The following is a 22,815-nucleotide window of genomic DNA, read 5'->3' as shown; positions in this document are numbered from 1 at the left end:
AGGAGGATTATTCGCCAAACAAGACGTGGGGATTTAGGATTTTTAGATTAACTTTGCATCAAGAATTGACAAGATGGGCGTAAAACGTCTAAAAATCGAACAATGGAAAGAAAGAAAAGAAGGATAAGCAAGGGCATGGCATGGAGCCTTGTGGGCGCCATTTTGCTGGTTGGCGTGCTGGTTTATGCCATTATGTGCTGCTTCTCTTCACAACGACAGATGCGCAATAGCGTTGTTGTTGTGGAGGCTAACCTATGGTACACCGTGGGCGCAAGTGCTGACAAGATGGTGTTCTTTGCCGAAATAGCTCCTGATAGCACATTCGCCACCCCTTCTGCAACCCTTTCTCCCCTACTCCTAACGCCCCATCTTACCTCTGGTTTTTGGACCAACAGGTTTGCATTGCTACCCTCGTGCAGTGGCCGAGTGGTTACCGCCATGCCCCAAGGCACAGCCAATAAGGGGACATTGCCCGCCGATGCCAACACCATGGTGCAGAAAACGCTAATGAAACTGGTTGTCCAAGAAAAACAACTGAAACGAGAAATAAAAGAAACCGACTATTATATTAAGGTGCATGGCATGCAAGACGAAGGTTATACGGCCGTCGTGGCCTACGCCCACAAGCTGAAAATGCGATTGACCGAGGTGCAGAAAGTGGGTAAAAGGCTCGCTGCACTACGCAAGGAAAAACAGCTGCGGGTGTTGCGCCACACGCGTTACGCCGTGCATTTCGACGGCAAGACGCTGCCCGCCAAATGCCTACGCGAAGACCTACAATGGGGACTGTGCCTGCTACAGACCATCGATGGCGAAACACCTTGGCGTGCAAGCACCATCTCGGTCTTACCTTGGGGCATGTCGGCAACGGGTGAAGTGCGCGTAGCAAGCGTTCCAGGACTGGGCTTAGAGCCGTTGGACACCGTTAAAAACAGTGCAGCCGTGTGGGTGGCAAACGTAGAGGCAGACACCCATCTGCGCATGCACACCGCATTGGGTCAGCCTGGTTCGCCCGTATTCAGTGCATGGGGGCGTTTCGTGGGAATGTATAACGGCAGGGGTATAGTGCCCCGTCACATCATCGCCAAACTGTTATGGAACGAAAAATAAACCATCCCAAACGTTATCTTTGGCTCTCGGCACTGTTGGCTATGGCGCTTTTCGCTGCCTGCCACTTCGAGAACAGCACGCTTAACCGCGACGGAACGGGGCAAGTGTTGCAGCGAAAAGGCAACATTTGCTATCAAGGCGCAGTGCTTAATGGCCGTAGTCATGGCTATGGCGTGCTGTGGTTGAAAGATAGCATGGTGTATGCAGGGCAATGGGAAAACGGAAAACGGCAGGGAATGGGCACCGCCTTCGATGCCAAAGGACGAAAAATAACGGGACGATGGAACGCCGACACGCTGGTGAGTGGCCGGCGCGAGGATGGCAAGGGCGTGTACGTGGGTAGCTTTAACCGCAAGATGATGGCCTGGGGACATGGTGAATATACGGGTAACGACGGTAGTTATTACGAAGGACGTTGGGAAAACGACGCCCAAACGGGTAAGGGATTTGCCCTTACAGCACACCCCAAGGTGAAGGTGGGCGAATGGAAGGCAGGCCAATACTTGGGCGAACGCCTCACCTATACCACCGAACGTATCTATGGCATCGACATTTCGAAATACCAACACGTTATTAAGAAGCGCGTGTACCCCATCAAATGGAACCAACTACGTATCACCCACTTGGGCACGGCTAGCCGAAAGGCCATTCATGGGCAAGTAAACTATCCCATATCGTTTATCTATATCAAGAGCACCGAGGGCAAATCACTGCTCAATCCCTTTTACAAGGCCGACTATAAGCAAGCTCGCGCCCACGGTTTCAGCGTTGGCACTTATCATTTCTTCTCCATTTACTCGCCCGCTGCTGCACAAGCGGCCCACTTCTTACGCCATTCGCACATCTCGAAAGGCGACTTCCCACCTGTGCTCGATGTGGAACCCAGTCCGCAACAAATAGCTAAGATGGGCGGGCCAGAGGTGCTTTTCAAAGCAGTTCGCACTTGGCTCACCATCGTGGAGCAACGAACGGGGAGGCGTCCCATTCTTTATATCAGTCAGCAGTTTGTTAATCGCTACCTGCCACTAGCTCCCGACATCAAGCGCGACTATGACATCTGGATTGCTCGTTATGGCGAATACAAGCCTGATGTTCACTTGGTGTACTGGCAACTATGCCCCGACGGGCGGGTGCAAGGCATACAAGGCGAGGTAGACATTAACGTGTTTAATGGCTATAAAGAAGTGTTCGAGGAGTTTAAGGCGAAGTTGTAAGTGGGCACTTCGTGTGATATTAGGACTTGTTTTTAGAGGAACTAAGCGAAGACAATGGTTAAGACGACGGAAAATGCCACAAAAAGCTGACATTTAAAGGCTGCAAACAAATTAGGCGTTTGCTTATTCTTCTTACTCATTATTTATTATATAGCCCTACATATTATCTCATTAAGGAAACGGCTTAACCTGCCATTAAACAATAAAAGACATTTCGTAAACAAGTTAATGAGCCAACAAGGGGATAGGAATACGCGAGTGCCGGGATAAAAGACGTTGCCTTTTGAGAAAGATTAGATAAAAAACGAATGGCTATATCACCACCTACCGCGTAGCGGTTGATCTGTTGATAGGGCAGGGTTGCGAACAAAGTGAGCTACCCTGTCTTGCATATGGAATAATAAAGCTAGGCCGAAGGCCTTGGTCTTTTTACGTTTACCGCATCTGTCGTCTAGTCGATAGACGGATATGAAGGCAAATGTTATTGACGAATGACGGCATTTTATCCATTGGTTTTCCCAAAACAGATAGCTCAAACGAAAAAAGACCAAGGCCTTCGGCCTAGCTTTGCTCACGTACAACTTAGGCAGGGTAGGTCGCCGTTGCTCCCAACCCTGCCCTATCAACAGATCAACCGCTACGCGGTAGTTGATATAACAAATTCCTCTTATCCCGAACTCGCGTAGGAATAAGCCACTAGCCAACACCACATTCGCTTGTCAACCCATTAACTCGTCAATGTTACCAGCCTAGCCGTCTCACTATTGTAATCTGAAAGACACAGGCACGTTATACTTCACGCGCACAGAATGGCCGTCTTGTTTACCAGGAACCCACTTGGGCATAGCCTTTATTACTCTTACCGCCTCTGCATCGAGCGTTGGCGTTACCGACCTAACTACATTTACGTTAGATATCGCCCCATCTTTCTCTACAATAAAATTAACCACAACGCGGCCTTGCTCTCCAGCTTTCTCAGCTGCTTTGGGGTACTTGATATTCTCTGAAAGGTACTTCATCAATGCAGCGTCTCCACCTGGGAAAGCAGGCATCTGCTCAACCACCACATACATCTTCTCCGTTGATTCAGCATTCTTGAATTGTGCTGTATCCTCGGGCGATTCTGCTTTCACTACGACTCTTGTGCCCTCCACCTCTTGTTTCTGCACCTTCGGCTTTCTTTTACAACTGTTCATAAACATCAAGGCGAAAGCCAATGGCACAAAAAACAGGTACTTATAACCTGCAAACAGATTTGTTTTTTGTTTATTCTTCATACTCATTAAAATATTAAATGGTTCTTTTTCGTTCCTCGAAAAGTGCGTTTTCTCGTCATGACAATGTCCGATCAAGCTCGACATTGTTCATTTGGCTTAACGAAAACGTTCGTATTATTTATTAAGGTAGCAGCTTAACCTGCCGTTAAACGATGAAAAAGGCGATGCGTTGGCAAGTTAACGAACCAACAAGAAGATGGGAGAAAGCCACTAGCCAACCCCACATTTACCTGTCAACTCATTAACTTGTCAACCTTACTTGCCCCCTAGCTTAACCTGAAAGACACAGGCAACGCATATCTCACGCGTACAAGTTTGCCGTCTTTCTTACCAGGATTCCACTTAGGCATAGCCTTAACCACCCTTATTGCCTCGGCATCGAGCAATGGGGTTACCGACTTGAGCAACTTAACCCCGCTTACCGCCCCATCTTTCTCGACAACAAATTGAACCACAACGCGCCCTTGCTGTTTAGCTTCCACTGCTGCTTTGGGATATCTTACATTCTCTATAAGGTATTTCATCAGCGCCGGTTGCCCGCCAACGTAACTAGGCATTTGCTCGCACACCTCATACACTTTATTGTCTGGTGCAGCTTTCTTTACTGTTTGTGCTTCCCTCACCTCTTCTTTCTGTACGTTCGCCCTAATTACAGAGCTGTTCATAGCCATTAAAGCGATGGTCAACGGCACGAAAAGTAGGTACTTTAAGCGTGCCAACGGATTGGATGTTTGCTTATTCATCATTTTAATTCTTTTCTTTAAAGGTAATACATTGAAATTATTAGTTATTGTAGCTACATTCTTTCGATAGGCCACCGCCAACAAATGGTATTGGTAGGCCTTTTTATCCATTCCCTCACACAGCACCGAGCGGTCGGCCAGATATTCAAGATTGCTGCGCACTTGTACACGCATAAGCCACGCTATGGGGTTGAACCAAAAGGCGGCGACAAAGAGTTGCGACAACAGCGCATCTACCGAATGCCACTGCGCCACGTGCGTTTGTTCGTGCGTCAGTATCTGCCGAAGCTGCAACGGCGTTTTATCTACGGGATTTACAAATATCCAACGGAAGAAGGAAAAGGGACTGCAATCGCCCGCCAACACGTAAACCGCGGTGCCATGCAGCATTAGGCGTTTGCTACGTAAGGCCAATCGGCATACCATAACAACCTGCCAACACACCCGCAAGAGCAATGTGAGGGCCACAGCGACATACATCCATATCATGAACTGCTGCCAATCGAAGACTTCGGGCAGGGGTTGCACCGTCACTTCGGGCAGGATGTAGGCTATGCGTGGCAAGATGTTAGCCACAGGCGAACCATCGTCAATAACGCTCGCAAGGTTTATCGTGGGTAACAACAGCGACAAAACGTAAATAGACAGCAGTGACAAGCGCCGCCATTTAAAGAAGGTGTCGCCGCCGCTAATCAGTTGGTAGAAGCCGAAAAGCACCACCAACACCACGTTAGCCTTAATCAGATACATCAGCATGGGTATAGTTTGTTAGGATAATTTTAGGTAATGAAAACGATATGGGGTTATAGAAAACCCTTGGAGAGAGGATACCGGCACACTTTCAAAAAGATATTTGGGAAACGAGAAAACATGCGATGAAGCTAAGCCCGAGCATGTCAACTGTTGCCTTTTTCTATCTCGTCGATAATGTCTTTCAGTTCGTCGGGCGATATTTTTTCTTCTTGTGCAAAGAACGATACCATTTCACGGAACGAGTTTTTGAAGTAATCGCGAACAAATCCAGATACGAAGTGCCGCTTATAGTCTTTTTCCTTTACGGCAGGCACATACTCAAATCCGTTGCCCTTACGTTGTGCTGCGACATAACCCTTACGTTTGAGGTTGCCAACAACAGATGCCACCGTGGTGTAAGGTGGTGCAGGCGATGGCAATTGGTCGACAATGGCCTTGATATTACATCTGCCCAATTGCCATACACAGCGCATCACCTCTTCTTCTTGAATTGAAAGCTTCTCTATTTTCATTGTTATGTAACATTTAATTCACATTGCAAATCTACGAACTTTTCGTAACTCAAACAAGATTGACTGTCTTAAATATAGTTAAATCAAATACATTTAACACTATAATCCAATAAATTACGAACTTATCGTAATATAAAATAACCTATTAATAAAAAGGCATAACACCCAAAATGAAGCATATATATTTAAATAAAAACATCTTCAAACAAAGCGAGAGAAAAGCGTTAAGATGTCGCTTACACATCAAACGTTTCGCTACAAGCCTTTTGTAGCCCCACTACAAGCCTTTTGTAGTGCCACTACCGACGAGTTGTAGTCCCACTACAAAAGGCTTGTAGCGGGTGTACAGAGGGTGTTGTAGTGGGTGTACAAAAGGTCTTGTACTCACCCTACGATGAGAAAACACGTATCCAAAGCATGCTTACACGTTGGTATTTTGCCGTTAAACGCGATGCACAGCGCACATACGTACGGCAAAATAAGGTTGCAACGCCCCGACAAACGCCCTACTCCTTTTACCCTACGTACATGCTCGAGCATCAACACCCCACATCACTAACGCAACACAATGTCAACATGCGCATCGTGCTAGCCATCACAACATTAACAGCTTTGTTCTTGTACATTATACAGTTTTTTATTACCTTTGCGTCCAAATTACTAAGCGTGCCACGCACACGCCAGCTACTTTAACGGCAAAAAGATGAAAAGAGTATTCCACTTGTTGTTCATTTCGCTATTCGCCCTCACCTTTGCATCGTGCGAGAATAAGGAAAAGCAAGCCGACAAGCTAACCGAGGAGTTTATGCGAAAGAACCTCAACGACCCACGTTCTTACCAATTGGTGGAGCGAGGTAAGGTAGACTCGCTCTTTTCTGAATTTCGAGCCACCGACGAAGCGCAGTATATGCTCGACAAGGTGAAGCAAATTACCGACTCGGCCACGCGCTATTCGGAGTCGGTAAAAACCGTTCCGCAGGCGCAAAAGATGCTTGCCGACGGCCAACGCATACTTGAAGAGTACAAGAAAAAGCAGAAAGCCTTTAAGCGTCAGTTTCTTGGTTACGCCTTTAAGGTGAGTTTTAGAGCCATGAACGAACACGGAGCGTTGGTTCGTTCGTATGTGGTGTTTAGGCTAAACCCCGAGATGGACAAGGTAAGCATTGAAGACGCCGACATGAATATCTTCTCGATCTTTGCATCGGATGCCATCAACGACAACATGACCAAATATTAAGGCACTTGAATTCTTGAGTTAAATAAGTGCATCAAGTTGAGAGTTTACCTGCCTATGGCTTTGCCTGCACATAAGCCAATAAGCGCTTTGAGCCTATGGGTTTCTAATTCCTTTAACCTTCAAACGTTTCTTGAGCTTTTAAGTTCATCGGCTTATCGTTTGTGAAATCTTTGGTAGGACATTTAAGAAATGCCCTAAAAGCCGTGCATTTAGGCGTTATGGCCGTTAATAATATCAAAATCAGGCATGCGTTTTAAGGTTATTGTAAAGTATATTCGTAACTTTGTACACATAATGTGTCGTAAAGACACGGGATAATCAACCAATATTCAAAGGAGAGACATGAAAAAGAAGAACATCGTGCAATTTGCCCTTCTGGCTAGCGTGGTTATGGTTTCAAGCTGCGTGAGCAAGAAAGACTTGGACAATTGCCAAAGAGAAAACAGGGAACTGAACGAAAGCTATCGCTCGGTTCGCGAACAACTTGCTGCCAGTCAGGCCAGGGTAACATCGCTAGAAGAGCAACTGGCACAGCAAAAACGCGACTACGCATCTTTGCAAGGGTCGCTAGACAAGAGCCTCAACAATAGCTCGGCCAACAACGTGAACATCTCTAAGCTGGTAGACCAGATAAATGAGAGCAACCAATACATACGCCACCTGGTAGAAGTGAAGAGCAAAAGCGACTCGCTTAACATGGTGCTCACCAACAACCTCACGCGTTCGCTCAGCCGCGAAGAGCTGAAAGAAGTAGACGTACGCGTGCTCAAGGGCGTGGTTTACATCTCACTGGCCGACAATATGCTGTATAAGAGCGGCAGTTACGAGATTAACGACCGCGCAGCCGAAACGCTTAGCAAGATAGCCAAGATAATTATGGACTATCAGGACTATGACGTGCTGGTGGAAGGAAACACCGACAACGTGCCCATAAACCGCGAAAACATTCGCAATAACTGGGATTTGAGTTGCTTGCGCGCATCTAGCGTGGTGCAATATCTTCAAACACGCTATGGCGTTAACCCCAAACGGCTTACCGCTGGCGGACGTGGTGAGTTTAATCCCGTTGCCACTAACGCCACCGAAGTGGGCAAACAACGCAACCGCCGCACGCAAATCATCATCACGCCGAAGCTCGATCAGTTTATGGATCTTATCGACAAGGCACCCGAAGAAGGCAAATAACCCTTTATCGATGCACCATACCAATACCTGCCCCAACGTCTGCAACGGACTTGGGGCAGGTTTTACATTCACATTCAGCCAATATTTATCAGGATATACATTTACACTTAGGGGGCAAAAAGTAAGCGTCTGGCCTTAGATACAAGCTACTGCGCACTTGAAACAAGGCGTTAGAGCACGCCACGACACACCTCCCCATAACTTCTCTTTCGATGTCAACCACTGTTAAAGGTTTTATTAATGCCAGCATTTCAGGCATTACATTTGGGTTAATACCCCTTTTCGCCATCCCCGTGCTTAATTCGGGCATGCATTCCACTTCCGTTTTGATATACCGCTACGCCTTCGGTTGCCTCGCCATGCTGGGTATGCTGATGTTTCATCGCACCCGCATGTGGCTAGCCTTTGGTGATTTCCTGCGCATATTGTTGCTTTCTTCGATGTACGCCGTATCGTCTATCGCCCTCATCGAAGGCTATAACTACATGGCGAGCGGCATCGCCACCACCTTGCTCTTCTCTTATCCCGTATGGACACTGCTTCTTTCGGTGGTGTTTTTGCACGAACGGCTGTCGCTTACCACAACCCTTGCTATCGGCATAGCCGTTGTTGGCGTGTTTTTCCTTTCGGGAATACTCGACGGCGACGGTAGTATGGAGGGCTTAACAGGTTTGTTTCTGCTTCTACTCTCAGGCTTTCTCTATGCCGTTTACATGGTCATCTTCCCCCGAATGCGCATCCGCCAGATGCCATCGCTGAAGCTAACGTTCTATATCTTTTTCTTCGCGATGCTCATTCTCACGCTCTACGCCACCTTCACGCGAGGTCGCATCGACCCAATAGATACGCGTAGCCAGCTCATCAACCTCTTTTTGCTGGGCTTGGTGCCAACAGCCATAAGCAACGTTACGCTTATCATGGCCTTAAAACAGATAAGCAGCACCATGGCAGCTGTGCTTGGCGCCTTCGAACCCATGACGGCCATGTGCGTGGGCATACTTCTTTTCGGCGAGCCACTCACTCTCCCCATCGTCATTGGGTTTGTGCTCATCATCGCTTCGGTATTTATTTTGGTGCTAAGCAAACGCAAGACAGGGTAAGCCAAACAACACGAAACATCCTCGTGCCAACCTACTTGCCCAACGTATGCAAACAAGCCGTAAAACGATAAGTAATCGGCAATTAGCAAACAAAAGTGGAGATTAATACTAAATAACTGAAAAAACAACGTGGCCCACACCATATATATAAGGCAAAAACGCTAACTTTGCAAGAAGAATGCGTAGGGCGAGAGAAACGTTCGAACTAGGTACAACGAACCAAACGAAAAGTGGCGAATTGGTTTTCGCATCAAACCCCTTTCCACGCAACAACAAAAGACGAGCGACAACGTAGGTTAAAAAGCAGAAAAGTAAGTGTATTCACATAACCATCCCATAAAATAAAGGAAACAAAAATGATTCTTTTTTTCAAGACGCAGAAAGAAACGGTGATTGCCACAGAGGTGAACCACCAACTGAACGACGACGAAACGGCTAAGCTAGCCTGGCTATATGGCGACGCTACGCTGATGGAAACCCGAGAGCTGGAAGGCTTTTACGTGGGCCCGCGCCGTGAGATGGTGACGCCTTGGAGCACAAATGCCGTTGAGATTACCCAAAATATGAATCTCAACGGCATTTCGCGTATTGAGGAATTCTTCCCCGTGGCCAGTCGTAATGCCGACTACGACCCCATGCTACAACGTATGTACGAGGGCATTGGCCAAGAAGTATTCTGCGTTGACAGACAACCCGAACCTGTAAAGCACGTAGACAACCTGGAAGAGTATAACGAAAAGGAGGGCTTAGCACTCTCTACGGACGAGATGGCTTATCTTCACGATATCGAGAAGCAGCTAGGCCGACCGCTAACCGACTCTGAAATCTTCGGGTTTGCCCAAATCAACTCCGAACATTGCCGTCATAAGATATTCGGCGGCACGTTTATTATCGACGGAGAAGAGAAAGAATCGTCGCTCTTCGCCATGATCAAGCGCACCACGGCCGAAAATCCAGGCAACATTCTCTCGGCTTATAAAGACAACGTTGCCTTTGCACAAGGTCCGGTGGTGGAGCAATTCGCACCCAAAGACCAGTCGAAAGCCGACTATTTTGAGGTGAAGGACATTGAGAGCGTTATCTCGCTGAAGGCCGAGACCCACAATTTCCCCACCACCGTAGAACCCTTTAATGGGGCCGCAACAGGTACGGGCGGTGAAATTCGCGACCGAATGGGTGGCGGTGTTGGGTCGTGGCCCATCGCAGGAACGGCCGTTTACATGACGGCTTATCCCCGTTTCGACGGCGGACGCGATTGGGAAAAGTTGCTTCCCGTACGCGAATGGCTCTATCAATCGCCCGAACAGATACTTATTAAGGCATCTAATGGCGCATCCGACTTTGGTAATAAGTTCGGGCAACCACTTATCACGGGTTCTGTTCTTACTTTCGAACATCAGGAGAAAACCGATGCTGGCACTGTGGCCAATGAACCTTTCTACGCCTACGATAAGGTTATCATGTTGGCAGGCGGTGTGGGCTACGGCACGAAACGCGACTGTTTGAAGGGCGAACCACAAAAAGGCAACAAGGTGGTTGTGGTTGGTGGCGACAACTATCGCATCGGATTGGGTGGCGGTTCGGTATCGTCGGTAGACACTGGACGATATTCTAACGGTATTGAGCTTAACGCCATACAGCGCGCCAACCCCGAAATGCAGAAGCGCGCCTATAATCTTGTGCGCGCATTGGTAGAAAGCGACGACAACCCAGTTGTATCAATACACGACCATGGTTCGGCAGGTCACTTGAATTGCCTTAGCGAACTGGTTGAAGAATGTGGCGGAGAAATCAACATGGACCAACTGCCCATCGGCGACAAGACCCTCTCGGCCAAAGAAATTATCGCCAACGAGAGTCAAGAACGTATGGGTTTGCTTATCGACGAGCAACATATTGAGCGCGTAAGGGAGATTGCCCAACGCGAACGGGCACCATTCTATGTGGTGGGCGAGACAACGGGCGACGCCCATTTTGCCTTCAAACAGGCCGATGGCACTAAGCCTTTCGACCTTGATGTGGCGCAGATGTTCGGCCATTCGCCCAAGACGGTGATGGTAGACAACACCGTTGAACGCCACTATCAGAATGTGGAATATCAACCAATAGGCAGCGAAGCCGACAAGAATAAGCTGGGCGAAGAGGCCCTAACTGCACATATTGAGCGCGTTTTGCAGCTCGAGGCCGTGGCATGTAAGGATTGGCTCACCAACAAAGTTGACCGTTCGGTGACGGGTAAGGTAGCTCGCCAACAGACTCAAGGTGAAATTCAACTGCCATTGAGCGACTGTGGCGTGGTGGCACTTGACTATCGCGGACGCGCTGGCATAGCAACCGCCATCGGTCATGCACCTCAAGCCGCCTTGGCATCTGCTGAAAAGGGCTCGGTTTTGGCTGTTAGCGAGTCGTTAACCAACCTTGTATGGGCGCCATTAACCCACGGACTAGGCGGCGTAAGCCTTTCGGCCAACTGGATGTGGCCTTGTAGGTCGCAAGCTGGAGAAGATGCACGCCTCTATAAAGCTGTTGAAGCGTTGAGCGATTTTTGCTGCACGCTGGGCGTTAACGTACCAACGGGCAAGGATTCGCTATCAATGACCCAGCAATATCCCAACAACCAAAAGGTTATTGCACCTGGAACGGTTATCGTTAGCAGTGGTGCCGAGGTGTCGGATGTGCGTAAGGTGGTGTCGCCAGTACTTGTTAACGACAAGAATTCATCGCTCTACTATATCGATTTCTCGTTCGACGAGCAACGTTTGGGTGGAAGTGCCTTCGCACAAAGCCTTGGTTTCGTTGGCGACGATGTGCCAACGGTTGCCAATCCCGAATATTTTGCCGACTGTTTCAATGCCATTCAAGAGCTGGTTAGACGTGGATGGATATTGGCTGGTCACGATATTTCGGCTGGCGGATTAATAACCACGCTGCTAGAAATGGCTTTTGCCAACCGAAAGGGTGGCATGCACCTTAACTTACACGACCTAGCGGGCGACGATGTGGTGAAAAACCTCTTCGCAGAGAACCCTGGCGTGGTGATACAGGTAAGCGACGACCTGCGCAACGACCTGCGCGCATATCTCGAAGACGAAGGCATTGGCTACACCAAGATTGGTTATTCAGTGCCAAACAGTCGTACGCTGGTTGTGAAGAAGGGCGAAAACGAATATGTTTTCGACATCGACTCGCTGCGTGAGACGTGGTATCGCACCTCATATCGCCTCGATACGATGCAGAGCCACAATGGAATGGCCAAGAAAAGGTGGCTCAATTATAAGAAACAACCTATCGAACTGAAATTCAACGACAGCTTTACGGGCAAGCTAAGTGACTATAACATCAGTGCAGATCGCCGCAAGCCGTCGGGTATTAAGGCTGCCATCATCCGCGAAAAAGGAACTAATGGTGAGCGCGAGATGGCTTATTCACTCTATCTAGCGGGCTTCGACGTGAAGGATGTTGCCATGACCGACCTTATTTCGGGGCGCGAAACGCTCGAAGAAGTGAACATGATTGTGTTCTGCGGTGGTTTCTCAAACTCGGATGTACTAGGTTCGGCCAAGGGTTGGGCGGGTGCATTCCTCTATAATCCAAAGGCTAAAGAGGCTCTCGACAAGTTCTACGCACGTCCCGACACGCTTTCGCTGGGTATCTGCAACGGTTGTCAGCTCATGGTTGAACTAAATCTTATCAATCCCGAACACGACCATCGCTCGCACCTCACCCACAACACGTCGCGTAAGTTCGAAAGTTCGTTCGTGGGATTAACCATTCCGCAGAACAACAGCGTTATGCTACATTCGCTTAGTGGCAGCAAGTTGGGCATCTGGGTAGCCCATGGTGAGGGTCGGTTCTACATGCCCGAGTCCGAAGACAAGTACAACATCGTGGCAAAATATAACTACGCCGAGTATCCAGGAAACCCCAACGGGTCGGACTACAACGTAGCGGGCATCTGCTCGGCAGACGGCAGACACTTGGCCATGATGCCCCATTTGGAACGCTCCATCTTCCCTTGGCAGAACGCCTACTATCCTCGCAAGCGTCAATCAGACGAAGTTACGCCTTGGATTGAGGCCTTCGTGAACGCGAGGAAATGGGTAGAAAAGAAATTGAAAGCATAAGAGGAGTTAAGGAGTTATGGAGTAAAAGAGTTAGGCCAAATGCTTTTCCGCTTTGGATAGCTAGAATTTCTAATAACCCTATGTATCTTAGAAGATATTAGGAATATTAGAAGAACTAGACAAACCAAGAAAAATTGAAGATTTAGGAGAAGCAAAGCGACAAGAAACGATTATGTAGCTTTGTAGGCATTAGACATCTTTTCACCCTTTCACCTTACACCTTTAACAAGACATCTCTCTCCCCTCTCTTTTTGGAGAGGGGCTGAGGGTGAGGCTTTAATTCATCAACAACATGTCGATATATTGGAACAGTTTTCGCACATTCTTTAAAATAGGGATGTTCACTTTGGGTGGCGGATACGCCATGATACCCATTATCGAGGCCGAAGTAGTGGACAAGAACAAGTGGATTGAGAAAGAAGAGTTTCTCGATCTCATTGCCATTGCGCAGAGTTGTCCTGGCGTTTTCGCCGTCAACATCAGCATTTTCATCGGCTATAAGATGCGTAAGTTGCGTGGCGCACTCTGCAGCTGCATAGGCACAGCCCTACCTTCGTTTCTCATTATCCTGCTCATTGCGATGTTTTTCCATCAGTTTCAAGACAACAATATTGTGGCAGCTGCGTTCCGAGGCATACGTCCGGCCGTGGTGGCACTCATTGCCGTCCCCACATTCAACTTGGCCAAGAGTGCCCACATCACACTAAGCACCCTTTGGATACCCGTTGTTTGCGCCTTGCTTATCTGGGCAATAGGCGTCAATCCCATCTACATCATCATCGGAGCAGGCCTTTGTGGCTACCTCTATGGTCAATTTATCAAGCCCACAGAGGGCTCACACAACGAGAATTAGAACAGCAGCGGTGCGTCATACGGCATTTTTTTTGCACCGCAAACACCCCTACCCCATAGGTATTCAGGCAACAACTAATAAATCCATCGTATGATTTTCCTCGAACTTTTCTATACGTTTTTCATCATCGGACTATTCGGTTTCGGTGGCGGTTACGGCATGTTGTCGCTCATTCAAACCGAAACGGTTATTCATCACCAATGGCTTTCGTCGGCCGAATTTACCAATATCGTTGCCATTTCACAAATGACACCTGGCCCCATTGGCATCAACGCGGCCACATATTGTGGCTATACGGCCGCCCACAATGCAGGGTTTAACACGTGGATGGCCATGTTGGGCAGTGCCACAGCCACCTTCGCGTTGGTGTTGCCATCGCTTATCTTAATGATACTTATCAGTAAGATGTTTATGAAATATATGAACACATCCGCTGTTCAGAACGTATTCGCCGGCTTGCGCCCTGCCGTTGTGGGACTGCTTGCCGCTGCCGCCCTGCTCTTAATGACCGAAGAAAACTTCTCTTCACCCTTCATCAACCCATGGCAGTTTGGCATTAGCCTCTTTCTCTTCGCCACCACGTTCGCAGGAACGAAGTTCTTAAAGATTAATCCCATACGTATGATTGGCTATGCTGCCGTTGCGGGGTTGCTATTGCTATACTAGAAAAAGTGAAAAGGTGAAAAGTGAAAGGGTGAAAAGATGAAGAAATAGCTAACGCCAACAAGGCATTTGGCTTAACTCCACAACTCCATAACTCCTTAACTCCTAAAATTAAAAGGGGTGAAAAGGTGAAGAAATAGCTAACGCCAACAACGCATTTGGCTTAACTCCATAACTCCATAAAGCCTTAACTCCTAAAATTAAAAGGGGTGAAAAGATGAAGAAATAGCTAACGCCAACAACGCATTTGGCTTAACTCCATAACTCCATAAAGCCTTAACTCCTAAAATTAAAAGGGGTGAAAAGATGAAGAAATAGCTAACGCCAACAACGCATTTGGCTTAACTCCATAACTCCATAAAGCCTTAACTCCTCTTATGCTTCCAATTCCTTTTCCTCGTTTTCTTCCGCACATTCTTCTCCCTCATCGTCTACTTCTTCGCTTTCTTCCGCTTCGTTTTCCTCCTCTTCGTTTTCAGCGCATCGCTTTTTGCAAACATACTTGATGGACTTCACGGCCAATATAATGCCTATAATACCCATCAAAGGCATGATGGTGAGTTGAATGGGATTGAAATCATCGAGCCATTCGAGCATGTGAAGTAGACAGAACAAACCAAAAAGGCAAGCCAAAATGGCGTGTATAACGCGCCAAGCCTTGTGCTTTCCCCATAAGGCAAGAAAAATACCCAACACAGGCAACGTGTAGCTGACCCCCATCATCATGGAAATAAGTTCGCAAGAATTATTTGCTCCAGGCATGGCCACAATACTCTCGCCCCAAAATGCAGGCATCACGTCGGCTAGGGTGTGGGCGAGAAATCCCGTAATGATAAGCACCCACAATGCCACTAATTCAATTTGTCTATTCATAATTACATGTTGTTAGTGAATATATTATGTTGTTAGTTGACGAGTTGACAAGTTTACCTGCCGTCAAAAGGAATTAACTAGTTGACAAATTTACCAACTAACGAATTGGAAAGTGGTGTTACCCAACCAACAAGCTAAGAAATTCGTCTAACTTCATTCACTCAAATGAACTGAAGCACAGGTTTTGTCGCTCCAAAGTTACAAACTTTCTGTTGTTTTTACAATACCTATTAACAATGATATTAAGACTGATTCTAAAAATTCCACACAGCATTGATACGTCATGTAGAAATTTTAGAGTCAGCCTTAAGCTGTTTGAGCCACGCAACAAAGAATGCCCTTCGCCCCCTAAGGCATAGCAAGAATCTTGCCTTCTAGGTCTACATTCACCTGCGCACTGGTTACGCGAGTAAGGATTAGCCCCTGCGCGTTACTTGACAGTACCATGAAAGGCACCATCACGCCACCCACATTGCGGTAGTCTTCGTACCTTATCACTCCGGCGGGCGATGAAGTTTGCCTTATCAAGCCGTCCTTTCGCGACATGCACACCAAGATCTTATACCCCGACCGATAGCTGGCTTCCAGCTCAAAGCAGGCCTCACCGTCCAAGTCTTTTTCGCCAATGAGAGTCAACGATACCACATCCGACTCCTTTCTGTTCACATAATAGTCGAACAGTGGTCCAAGAAACTTCGATCCGATAATATACGATTCAATCATATCTGCAGACATTGGTTCCGTCTGTGGTGTGGGAGCAGAATTAAATGTCCACCCCTTATCCCGATATGCGCACACCATCATTGTCCCCAAAGGCGATTTCACACGCTGGTAAAAGGCCACGCCAGGCACCAAAAGTGTGGTGACGGGCATTTCGCCTCCTTGCGCCACAACAACCTGTTGAAGTTGTAACGACTTTATTTTGGCTGCCGCTGCCATTCCGCCCAACTGATGAACGTTTTGCGCACAAATGTCGTCAACGGTTTGTGCGCAAATGCCAACCACAGCCAAAGCCCACGATAGCACTAACGTACCTACTCTCTTTGTTATCCCCTTCATCATCCTAATTAACCTTAATAAACACTGAATGCTAAAAAACTGATCAAAAAACACATACAATATAAGCCGCCAAACGCCTTCTCTGGTTTGTCTTATCATTTGCACGAGGCATTCGGCGGCCGTTAATCATCCTAAATACCTCTGATGCAAAGTTAGGCTTTAAACCGCTACTTCCAAAAGAAAAGTATATAAAATAGATTAAGACATGATGAAAAAAATGAAAGCTTGATGCAACGTTAACATAAAAATACGAGTATGTTGCATAGCTATACATCGAGCTATTTAGGGCTTTAGAAGGCAAGCGACATAAGTGGGTATCAAACAGAGCAATAAAACAGCAAAACGGGAGTGTTGTTAAGAAAACGGCCTGCGTTAAAAACTATACACAAACAAAAAAGAGGAATTACTGATGTAACATAAAAACTCGAGATACTAACGCGATCAATACGGCCTTTAAAAACCCTTATATACGCGAATTCAGGATAAAAGCAAATCGGTATGTAAACTACCGCGTAGCACTAGCTGGTGAGATAGCCATTTGTGTTTTATCTAATCTTGTTCAAAACAACATCGTATCTTATCACAAACTCTCGTAACGTATGATGCTAGCTTGACACTATCTAGGTAGTTCATTCCACAGCCTCTCACCACCACCAGCTCACCCCTCCTACCTCCAAACGCCATCTTTCACTCCTTACCAGATAAGCCCTTGTAGTGAGCTTTTTCAGTTCCTGCCTTGTTACAGCTAAGATGGAAACCTGTTCCAGATAAGTTGGAACAGTGTTCCAAATCAACTGGAACAGCATTCCAGATAACATGGAACAGGCGTCCAAAACACATTTAACACAGCGGTTAATCTAATAATGTACTATAAGGGCTTAGAAGGCGCATTTTCGGAACGATGAAAATGCTAACGAAGGAATGGTTAATTAGCACATTCGGGATAAGATACCATGCCCTCTGAACAAGACAGGACAGGTAAAGAAATGGTTGTCTCGCCAACTAGTGCTACGCGGTAGTTTACATACCGATTTGCTTTTATCCCGAACTCGTGTATATATAAGAAAATAGGACATGGGCTGAACAAGAACCTTATACGCATTTGTAGTCTGCCCGAAATAAGCTCGTAAAACATCGCCGTTTAGCGATCGAAGAGTACAAATAGACTTGTAGTGCGACTACAAACCAGTTGTAGTCGCACTACAAATAAGTTGTAGCGTCACTACAAAGCACTTGTAGCCACACTACAAAAGGCTTGTAGCCACACTACAAAAGGCATGTAGTGATTTCAACCCAATTTATATGCGTACGCGTTTACCTACTTACGCATCCCTAACTCAGGTTATACGTATGTACACTTGAACCTTGCGCCGACGGCAGATAGTTTATTCCCCACCAGCACATTTGTAGGAGCAGGAACGAAACGATGAGCATATAGAGTGCGGGACGCAGGTCATGAGGACGCGAACGGCGGAAATGCACATAGGCCAGATAGGCAAACCAGGTTACGGCAGCCCATGTTTCTTTCGGGTCCCATGCCCAATAATGGCCCCAAGCCTCCTTTGCCCAAAGTGCCCCCATCAGCATACCTAGCGTCATAAACGACAGGCCAACATATACAAGGTTATCGCTGATATCCATTTCGTCGTCCGTGGCGGGCTTCTTCTTGATGAAAAGCAGGTAGATGGCCATCACCGTGGCCGCGCCAAGCAGGGCGTAAGCGAACATGTAGACAATAACGTGGGGGGCGAACCATGGACTTTGCAAGGCTGGCATCAGCGTTTTGTTGTGTATCTCGGGTTTCATCACGTTGATAACAATAAAAACGGTGGCCAAAACTGTGCTGAAAGAGAGTATCCACTTGTAGCGCCAACGCAAGTAAACCACCATTCCAGCAAAAGGAAGGAAGAACGAATACCATAGGCGCGTTTCGCCCATGGTGCGCAGGGGCGGACGTTCGAGCGACACCCACATGGCTACGATGAAACCGAAAAACACCAACAAGCCCGCAACGGTGGCGCCAAGGGTGAGCGCTTTCTTATCTTTCCAGGCAGCGTATGCGCCAACTGCCCATAGCAAAACGGCCACTAGGGCGAAATAGGGGAAGTGATTCCAAGTCATTCTTTGGTCTCCTTTCTGCGTTGTAACGACAAAAACATAAATACGGCACCGAGCATCATCATGCCCAAGCCTACATAAACGAAGGGCAGCCACGGGTCTCTAACCAGCTCTAACACGCTGGTCTCGCTCCATCTACCCATCGAGGTGTCGTAAGAAAGCTGGTAAATTTTCCATCCTTCCACGCTTAATGGGCGGTTCACCTCTATATCTGCGAAAGCGTGCAGCCCTGCTTCGGTCATCAACTCCACACGCGAGAGATAGCGTTGTGGCTCGCGTTCGGGCATAGCGACAGATATCTTGCCATCCAAGCTAAGCACTTGGTAGGGGAAATGATAGCTTCCGCAGGTCACCCAGCCAGTTTTCTTCACCTTTCCGTTGGGCGAAGTGGCGGTGATGTTTATCGCGGTCATTGCTCCCGACGAGTGCCAAGGCAGGTAGTTGGTGGTGTCGCGAGTCATCAGAGGTGCAGCCTCGTCAATGCATTTGTTAAGCTTTATGCTCCAGCCTTGCAGGTTTCCGGTGGTAAAACTACTGTCTACAACGATGGTTGTTGGCTTATCCTTGGGTATAGGGTCGCCCGTCTTGCCGTTTACAAGCATCAATTTGGGTGGATACTCGTAGATTTTAAACTCTTTAAGTTGTATGGCGAGGGGCATTTCGACAATTTTACCTTGCTCGTTGGTGGCCCGCCACTCGGGAGACGACTTGTGAATGGTCATCTTGAGGCGTTGCATGTCGGCATTACCCAATGTGGCACAGAGCATAACGATGAGCAAACCTGCGTGGTTGAGCATGAAAGGCACATCGCGCCACTTAAAATGCATGGCCTTGTTGATGGTGGCTTGAGCCACAATCATAGAAATCCAAATGTAGACTAGCACGAAAGGCCAGAACGAAAGCATGCGCGAAAGCCCCAGCGGATCGGCTGCAGGGTGCCCGTCGGGCATCTGCTTGGTAAGCCCCATGATGGCTGTGAGAGCCACAGCATAGACTAACGCAGGGATGGCTGATGCGTACGAGGAGAGAAACTTGAAAGAATATACCTTGTTGCGAAAAGCAAACACAAGGGCCATGACAAGGATATAGCCTGCCAGGATGATAAAGTTGACGGGAAATGAAAGGTTGTTCCATGCTATTGGCCCTGCGCTAAATTGCAACAGCAAGCCAACTAACACAAGTCCGGCTCCAACAGCGAAGCCTTCAACCATTTTCCATGGTCGTTTCCACATAATGGTTTATCGTTTTTATTTGTTTGTTATCGTTTTATCGTTCACGGTGAATGGAAGTATAAGCAGAGGCCAATTCCAGTCTACGTGGGCATAAATCGTGGGCAATTATAAAGCGGGAGCGCAGCCTTTGTTTGAAACAAGCGCCCTCTGGAGTTTCTCTTCGCGCGCGCGTACCTATTATATATAGGAATGACGAAAGCTGAAATGACACCAGAGAGGTTGTTTTCCACCAATAGATTTGCCACAAGCTACGAGGGGACTGTATAGACACCATAAAGGAGTTGAGGCCTTGTTATGGGCCTTAACCCCTTTATGATGGATGCTATCAGTTACTTAGTATTTGCAAAACCCACGTTAGCGGTGCTGTTACAAGTCGAGTGCGCGACCCGCTGCCTTGGCTTTCTTTATCCATTGAGGTACCACGGTATGCAAGAATTTCTCCTTGTCGGCTTCCTTCTGCTTCATGTCCAGTCCGATGTAAGCTTGTGCCTTAGCCTTCGTAGAGATGTCGGGCATGGGTACGTCGGCCGTAAATCCATGACGGGCAAGTACCTTTGCCACTTTCAAACGTGCTTGATTGGCGAAGTCGAGACTGTGCGATAGGATACGTGTAATCTCTTGTGGGGCGTGGAATGCGGCTCCGTGTGATGCCACGGCAAAGTCCCAACGCCATTGGCTCTTGCGCAAGAGGTCGAGAACGGGTTTCATTTCGGCTTCGGTTGCACCCTTATCCCATGCGAATTTAGCCTCGATGTGTGCGGTAGCCAGTTCATTTTCTACGCGGTTACGTATCTCGTTGCACTTGCGTTGACGTTCGTACACGTTCTGCCTAAGCGTTTCTGCACTCTGACGGTGACAGGTTTGGCAGGTGCGGTCGATGTTGGCCAAAGGACTCATGATGTGGTGGTCGGTATATTTCACGCCACCTTTGCTCATGTAGGGCATGTGGCAATCGGCACACGAAACGCCGCGTTGACCATGAATACCCATCTGATGAATTTCGTATCCGGGGTGTTGTGCTTTGAGGATGGGTGCACGGCTTAGTGCGTGTGTATAGTCCTTATAGTTCATAGCATCGTAATACTTCTCCATCGCCTCTACCGTCATACCGCTATCTTGTGGGAAGGTGAGGTACTTTTCGTCGCCCTTGAAGTAGTATTCGGTGTGACATTGTGCGCAAACCAACGAGCGCATTTCTTGGTGAGTGGCCTTGTTAACGTCTTTACCTACGCGTTGCCAAGCCTCGTACAGTGCAGGACGAGCGGGCTTGAGGTCCATCGTTTTGGAGTCGTGGCAATCGGAACAGCCCACGCTGTTCATTACCTGGTCTCCCCATTTCGACCACGGAGCCTTGTAGAAGTTGGCAACGCCATGTTCTTTCATGAGCCTAGGCACATCAGGACCTTTGCAAGTCCAGCATGTTCCTGGTTGGGGTTCTTTACCTTCTGTTACTCCAGGTGCGCCTGTGCGCAGTGTTCGGCGCAAATCTTCCACGGCATGTTGGTGCCCACGCGGTGTGGCGTAGTCCCACGAGAAGGCATAACCAGCCCAAAGTATCACCATGTTGGGGCGTTGGTCAAGCACGTCTACAGCCTGTGAGCTGTTAAACTCGCTTTTAAAAGTGGTGTCAGCCGTTTGCTTCCACGTTTCGTATTCGCGTGGGAAGTCGCTTGCAAACTTCGAATTTTCAGATACGATACCCTCCATTGGGGTTTTTCTGTTATTGAAGATGCTCACCACTTCGGCCCTTCGTTCTAAGAGCGACGACACGAGTAAGCCTAAGATGAAAACGACAACCATTGATCCTCCGAACAACAGCCATCCTTGCCAACGTTTTAATTGCTTTGCCATATCTTAATAGTTTTTAGTTTCGGGTTTCATAATGTTTACCCTCGCGCGTATTGGCGGGGTGTCTCGAATATGCGTGCTAGGGTTACTTGCCTTTCTTTCCGAGCATGCCTTGAAGCCAATCTGGCACGGGCGAATCGGGTAAAGGAACTTGTGCATTGGGTGTAGAAGATAGGGAATTCATTCCGCCATGTGGCACGTCGCGGTGGCAATCCCAACAAGCCATGCCTTCTCCACGCTTTGCCATCATGTAATTGATACGCCCTGAGCGCACGAATTCTTGGTTGAGCTGTGTGTGGCAGCGTATGCAGTTATCCATAATCACACCTGCACTGGCGTCTTCGGCGGTTATTGCCTGTCGCTCATTAAACGTAACGAACTTGCGAACATGGTTCATTCCGTCTTTCGCCTTGAAGTAATATTTGGCGAAGATGTTGTTGTGTGGCACGTGGCAGTCGTTACACGTGGCGTCGCGACCATGCGAGGAGTGCATCCACGTGGCGTAATAAGGTGTCATGATATGACAGTTTACGCATGCCGAAGGGTCATCGGTGAGGTAGGTGTGCATTCTAAGAAGGTACATGAAAAGCCCTCCTAGGCCTACAACCAATCCTCCCGTCACCAAAAGGAACACCTTTTGGCGATAGCTGAATGCCGATAAGATAGATTTTAGCTTGTCCTTTATCATGTTCGCTATATTTTCTTTTCGCAAATATAGCAAATAAAGCACAACGCAGTCTAAACAGACACCATGAATTTTCGCGCCTAACAGCAAGTTTAGCATGTTTTAAGAGGCGGATTCTAAACTATTTTTAACGTGCAAATCCTTATAAATAAGGATGTTTATACCCGTGTGTTCGAACACAGAAGGATAAACCCCTTTTACAGTTTTAAACAGTCGTAAGTGGCTGTTT

General features: G+C 47.7%; 18 protein-coding genes. 8 read left to right on the top strand and 10 right to left on the bottom strand.

Annotated features, from left to right (window positions below):
• Nucleotides 1-102 precede the first annotated feature (102 nt).
• Nucleotides 103-1,110, top strand: a complete 1,008-nt coding sequence (locus F453_RS0108955; protein ID WP_018967716.1) for a trypsin-like peptidase domain-containing protein — start codon at nt 103-105, stop codon at nt 1,108-1,110.
• Complete coding sequence (locus tag F453_RS0108950; RefSeq protein WP_018967715.1) at nt 1,095-2,324, top strand: GH25 family lysozyme; 1,230 nt, start codon at nt 1,095-1,097, stop codon at nt 2,322-2,324. Before F453_RS0108955 ends, F453_RS0108950 begins: the two co-directional genes overlap by 16 nt.
• Before the next feature lie 761 nt (nt 2,325-3,085).
• On the opposite strand, the gene F453_RS0108945 is transcribed toward F453_RS0108950, so the two are convergent.
• The 3 genes from F453_RS0108945 to F453_RS0108935 all read right to left on the bottom strand — a co-directional run bounded on the left by F453_RS0108945 (nt 3,086) and on the right by F453_RS0108935 (nt 5,609).
• Nucleotides 3,086-3,601, bottom strand: a complete 516-nt coding sequence (locus tag F453_RS0108945) for an energy transducer TonB (protein WP_244869415.1) — start codon at nt 3,599-3,601, stop codon at nt 3,086-3,088.
• Between the two features lie 266 nt (nt 3,602-3,867).
• Nucleotides 3,868-5,100 carry a M56 family metallopeptidase gene (locus tag F453_RS0108940; protein ID WP_018967713.1) on the bottom strand — a complete coding sequence of 411 codons (1,233 nt, stop codon included), beginning with the start codon at nt 5,098-5,100 and terminating at the stop codon, nt 3,868-3,870.
• Nucleotides 5,101-5,240: 140 nt separating this feature from the next.
• Nucleotides 5,241-5,609, bottom strand: a complete 369-nt coding sequence (locus F453_RS0108935) for a BlaI/MecI/CopY family transcriptional regulator (RefSeq protein ID WP_018967712.1) — start codon at nt 5,607-5,609, stop codon at nt 5,241-5,243.
• A 703-nt stretch (nt 5,610-6,312) separates the two neighbouring features.
• Between F453_RS0108935 and F453_RS0108925 the strand changes: the two genes are divergently transcribed.
• The 6 genes from F453_RS0108925 to F453_RS0108900 all read left to right on the top strand — a co-directional run bounded on the left by F453_RS0108925 (nt 6,313) and on the right by F453_RS0108900 (nt 14,774).
• Nucleotides 6,313-6,846: a hypothetical protein gene (locus F453_RS0108925; RefSeq protein ID WP_009237271.1), complete on the top strand. Its 534-nt coding sequence runs from the start codon at nt 6,313-6,315 to the stop codon at nt 6,844-6,846.
• 342 nt (nt 6,847-7,188) lie between these two features.
• Nucleotides 7,189-8,031 (top strand): OmpA/MotB family protein, encoded by an 843-nt coding sequence (locus tag F453_RS0108920; protein WP_018967710.1) that lies wholly within the window; start codon nt 7,189-7,191, stop codon nt 8,029-8,031.
• Between the two features lie 212 nt (nt 8,032-8,243).
• A complete protein-coding gene (locus F453_RS0108915; protein ID WP_009237274.1) occupies nt 8,244-9,131 on the top strand; it encodes a DMT family transporter in 888 nt (295 codons plus the stop codon).
• 356 nt (nt 9,132-9,487) lie between these two features.
• Nucleotides 9,488-13,255 (top strand): phosphoribosylformylglycinamidine synthase, encoded by a 3,768-nt coding sequence (gene purL, locus F453_RS0108910; RefSeq protein WP_018967709.1) that lies wholly within the window; start codon nt 9,488-9,490, stop codon nt 13,253-13,255.
• 292 nt (nt 13,256-13,547) lie between these two features.
• A complete protein-coding gene (locus F453_RS0108905; protein WP_026292531.1) occupies nt 13,548-14,108 on the top strand; it encodes a chromate transporter in 561 nt (186 codons plus the stop codon).
• Between the two features lie 90 nt (nt 14,109-14,198).
• Entirely contained in the window at nt 14,199-14,774 is a 576-nt protein-coding gene (locus F453_RS0108900) for a chromate transporter (protein WP_018967707.1), read from the top strand.
• Nucleotides 14,775-15,146: 372 nt separating this feature from the next.
• On the opposite strand, the gene F453_RS0108895 is transcribed toward F453_RS0108900, so the two are convergent.
• The 7 genes from F453_RS0108895 to nrfH all read right to left on the bottom strand — a co-directional run bounded on the left by F453_RS0108895 (nt 15,147) and on the right by nrfH (nt 22,589).
• Nucleotides 15,147-15,644: a hypothetical protein gene (locus tag F453_RS0108895; protein ID WP_018967706.1), complete on the bottom strand. Its 498-nt coding sequence runs from the start codon at nt 15,642-15,644 to the stop codon at nt 15,147-15,149.
• 348 nt (nt 15,645-15,992) lie between these two features.
• On the bottom strand, nt 15,993-16,706 hold the full coding sequence (locus F453_RS0108890; protein WP_018967705.1) for a hypothetical protein: 714 nt from the start codon (nt 16,704-16,706) through the stop codon (nt 15,993-15,995).
• Between the two features lie 641 nt (nt 16,707-17,347).
• The gene (locus tag F453_RS16245; protein ID WP_081619149.1) at nt 17,348-17,521 is read right to left on the bottom strand and encodes a thioesterase; all 174 of its coding nucleotides are present in this window, start codon (nt 17,519-17,521) and stop codon (nt 17,348-17,350) included.
• A gap of 514 nt (nt 17,522-18,035) precedes the next feature.
• Nucleotides 18,036-18,824 (bottom strand): cytochrome c biogenesis protein CcsA, encoded by a 789-nt coding sequence (ccsA, locus tag F453_RS0108885; RefSeq protein ID WP_018967704.1) that lies wholly within the window; start codon nt 18,822-18,824, stop codon nt 18,036-18,038.
• Nucleotides 18,821-20,053, bottom strand: coding sequence for a cytochrome c biogenesis ResB family protein (locus F453_RS0108880; protein WP_018967703.1), 1,233 nt, complete (start codon nt 20,051-20,053; stop codon nt 18,821-18,823). The genes ccsA and F453_RS0108880 overlap by 4 nt, the downstream gene beginning before the upstream one ends.
• 366 nt (nt 20,054-20,419) lie before the next feature.
• The gene (gene nrfA / locus F453_RS0108875; RefSeq protein WP_018967702.1) at nt 20,420-21,904 is read right to left on the bottom strand and encodes an ammonia-forming cytochrome c nitrite reductase; all 1,485 of its coding nucleotides are present in this window, start codon (nt 21,902-21,904) and stop codon (nt 20,420-20,422) included.
• Nucleotides 21,905-21,986: 82 nt separating this feature from the next.
• The gene (nrfH, locus tag F453_RS0108870; protein WP_025789971.1) at nt 21,987-22,589 is read right to left on the bottom strand and encodes a cytochrome c nitrite reductase small subunit; all 603 of its coding nucleotides are present in this window, start codon (nt 22,587-22,589) and stop codon (nt 21,987-21,989) included.
• Nucleotides 22,590-22,815: the final 226 nt, after the last annotated feature.

Origin of the sequence: Hoylesella loescheii DSM 19665 = JCM 12249 = ATCC 15930 (genome assembly GCF_000378085.1) — a bacterium.
Taxonomy (GTDB): Bacteria; Bacteroidota; Bacteroidia; order Bacteroidales; family Bacteroidaceae; genus Prevotella; species Prevotella loescheii.
The sequence above is the reverse complement of the archived record's forward strand: the minus strand, read 5'-3'. Positions and strand labels throughout refer to the sequence as shown.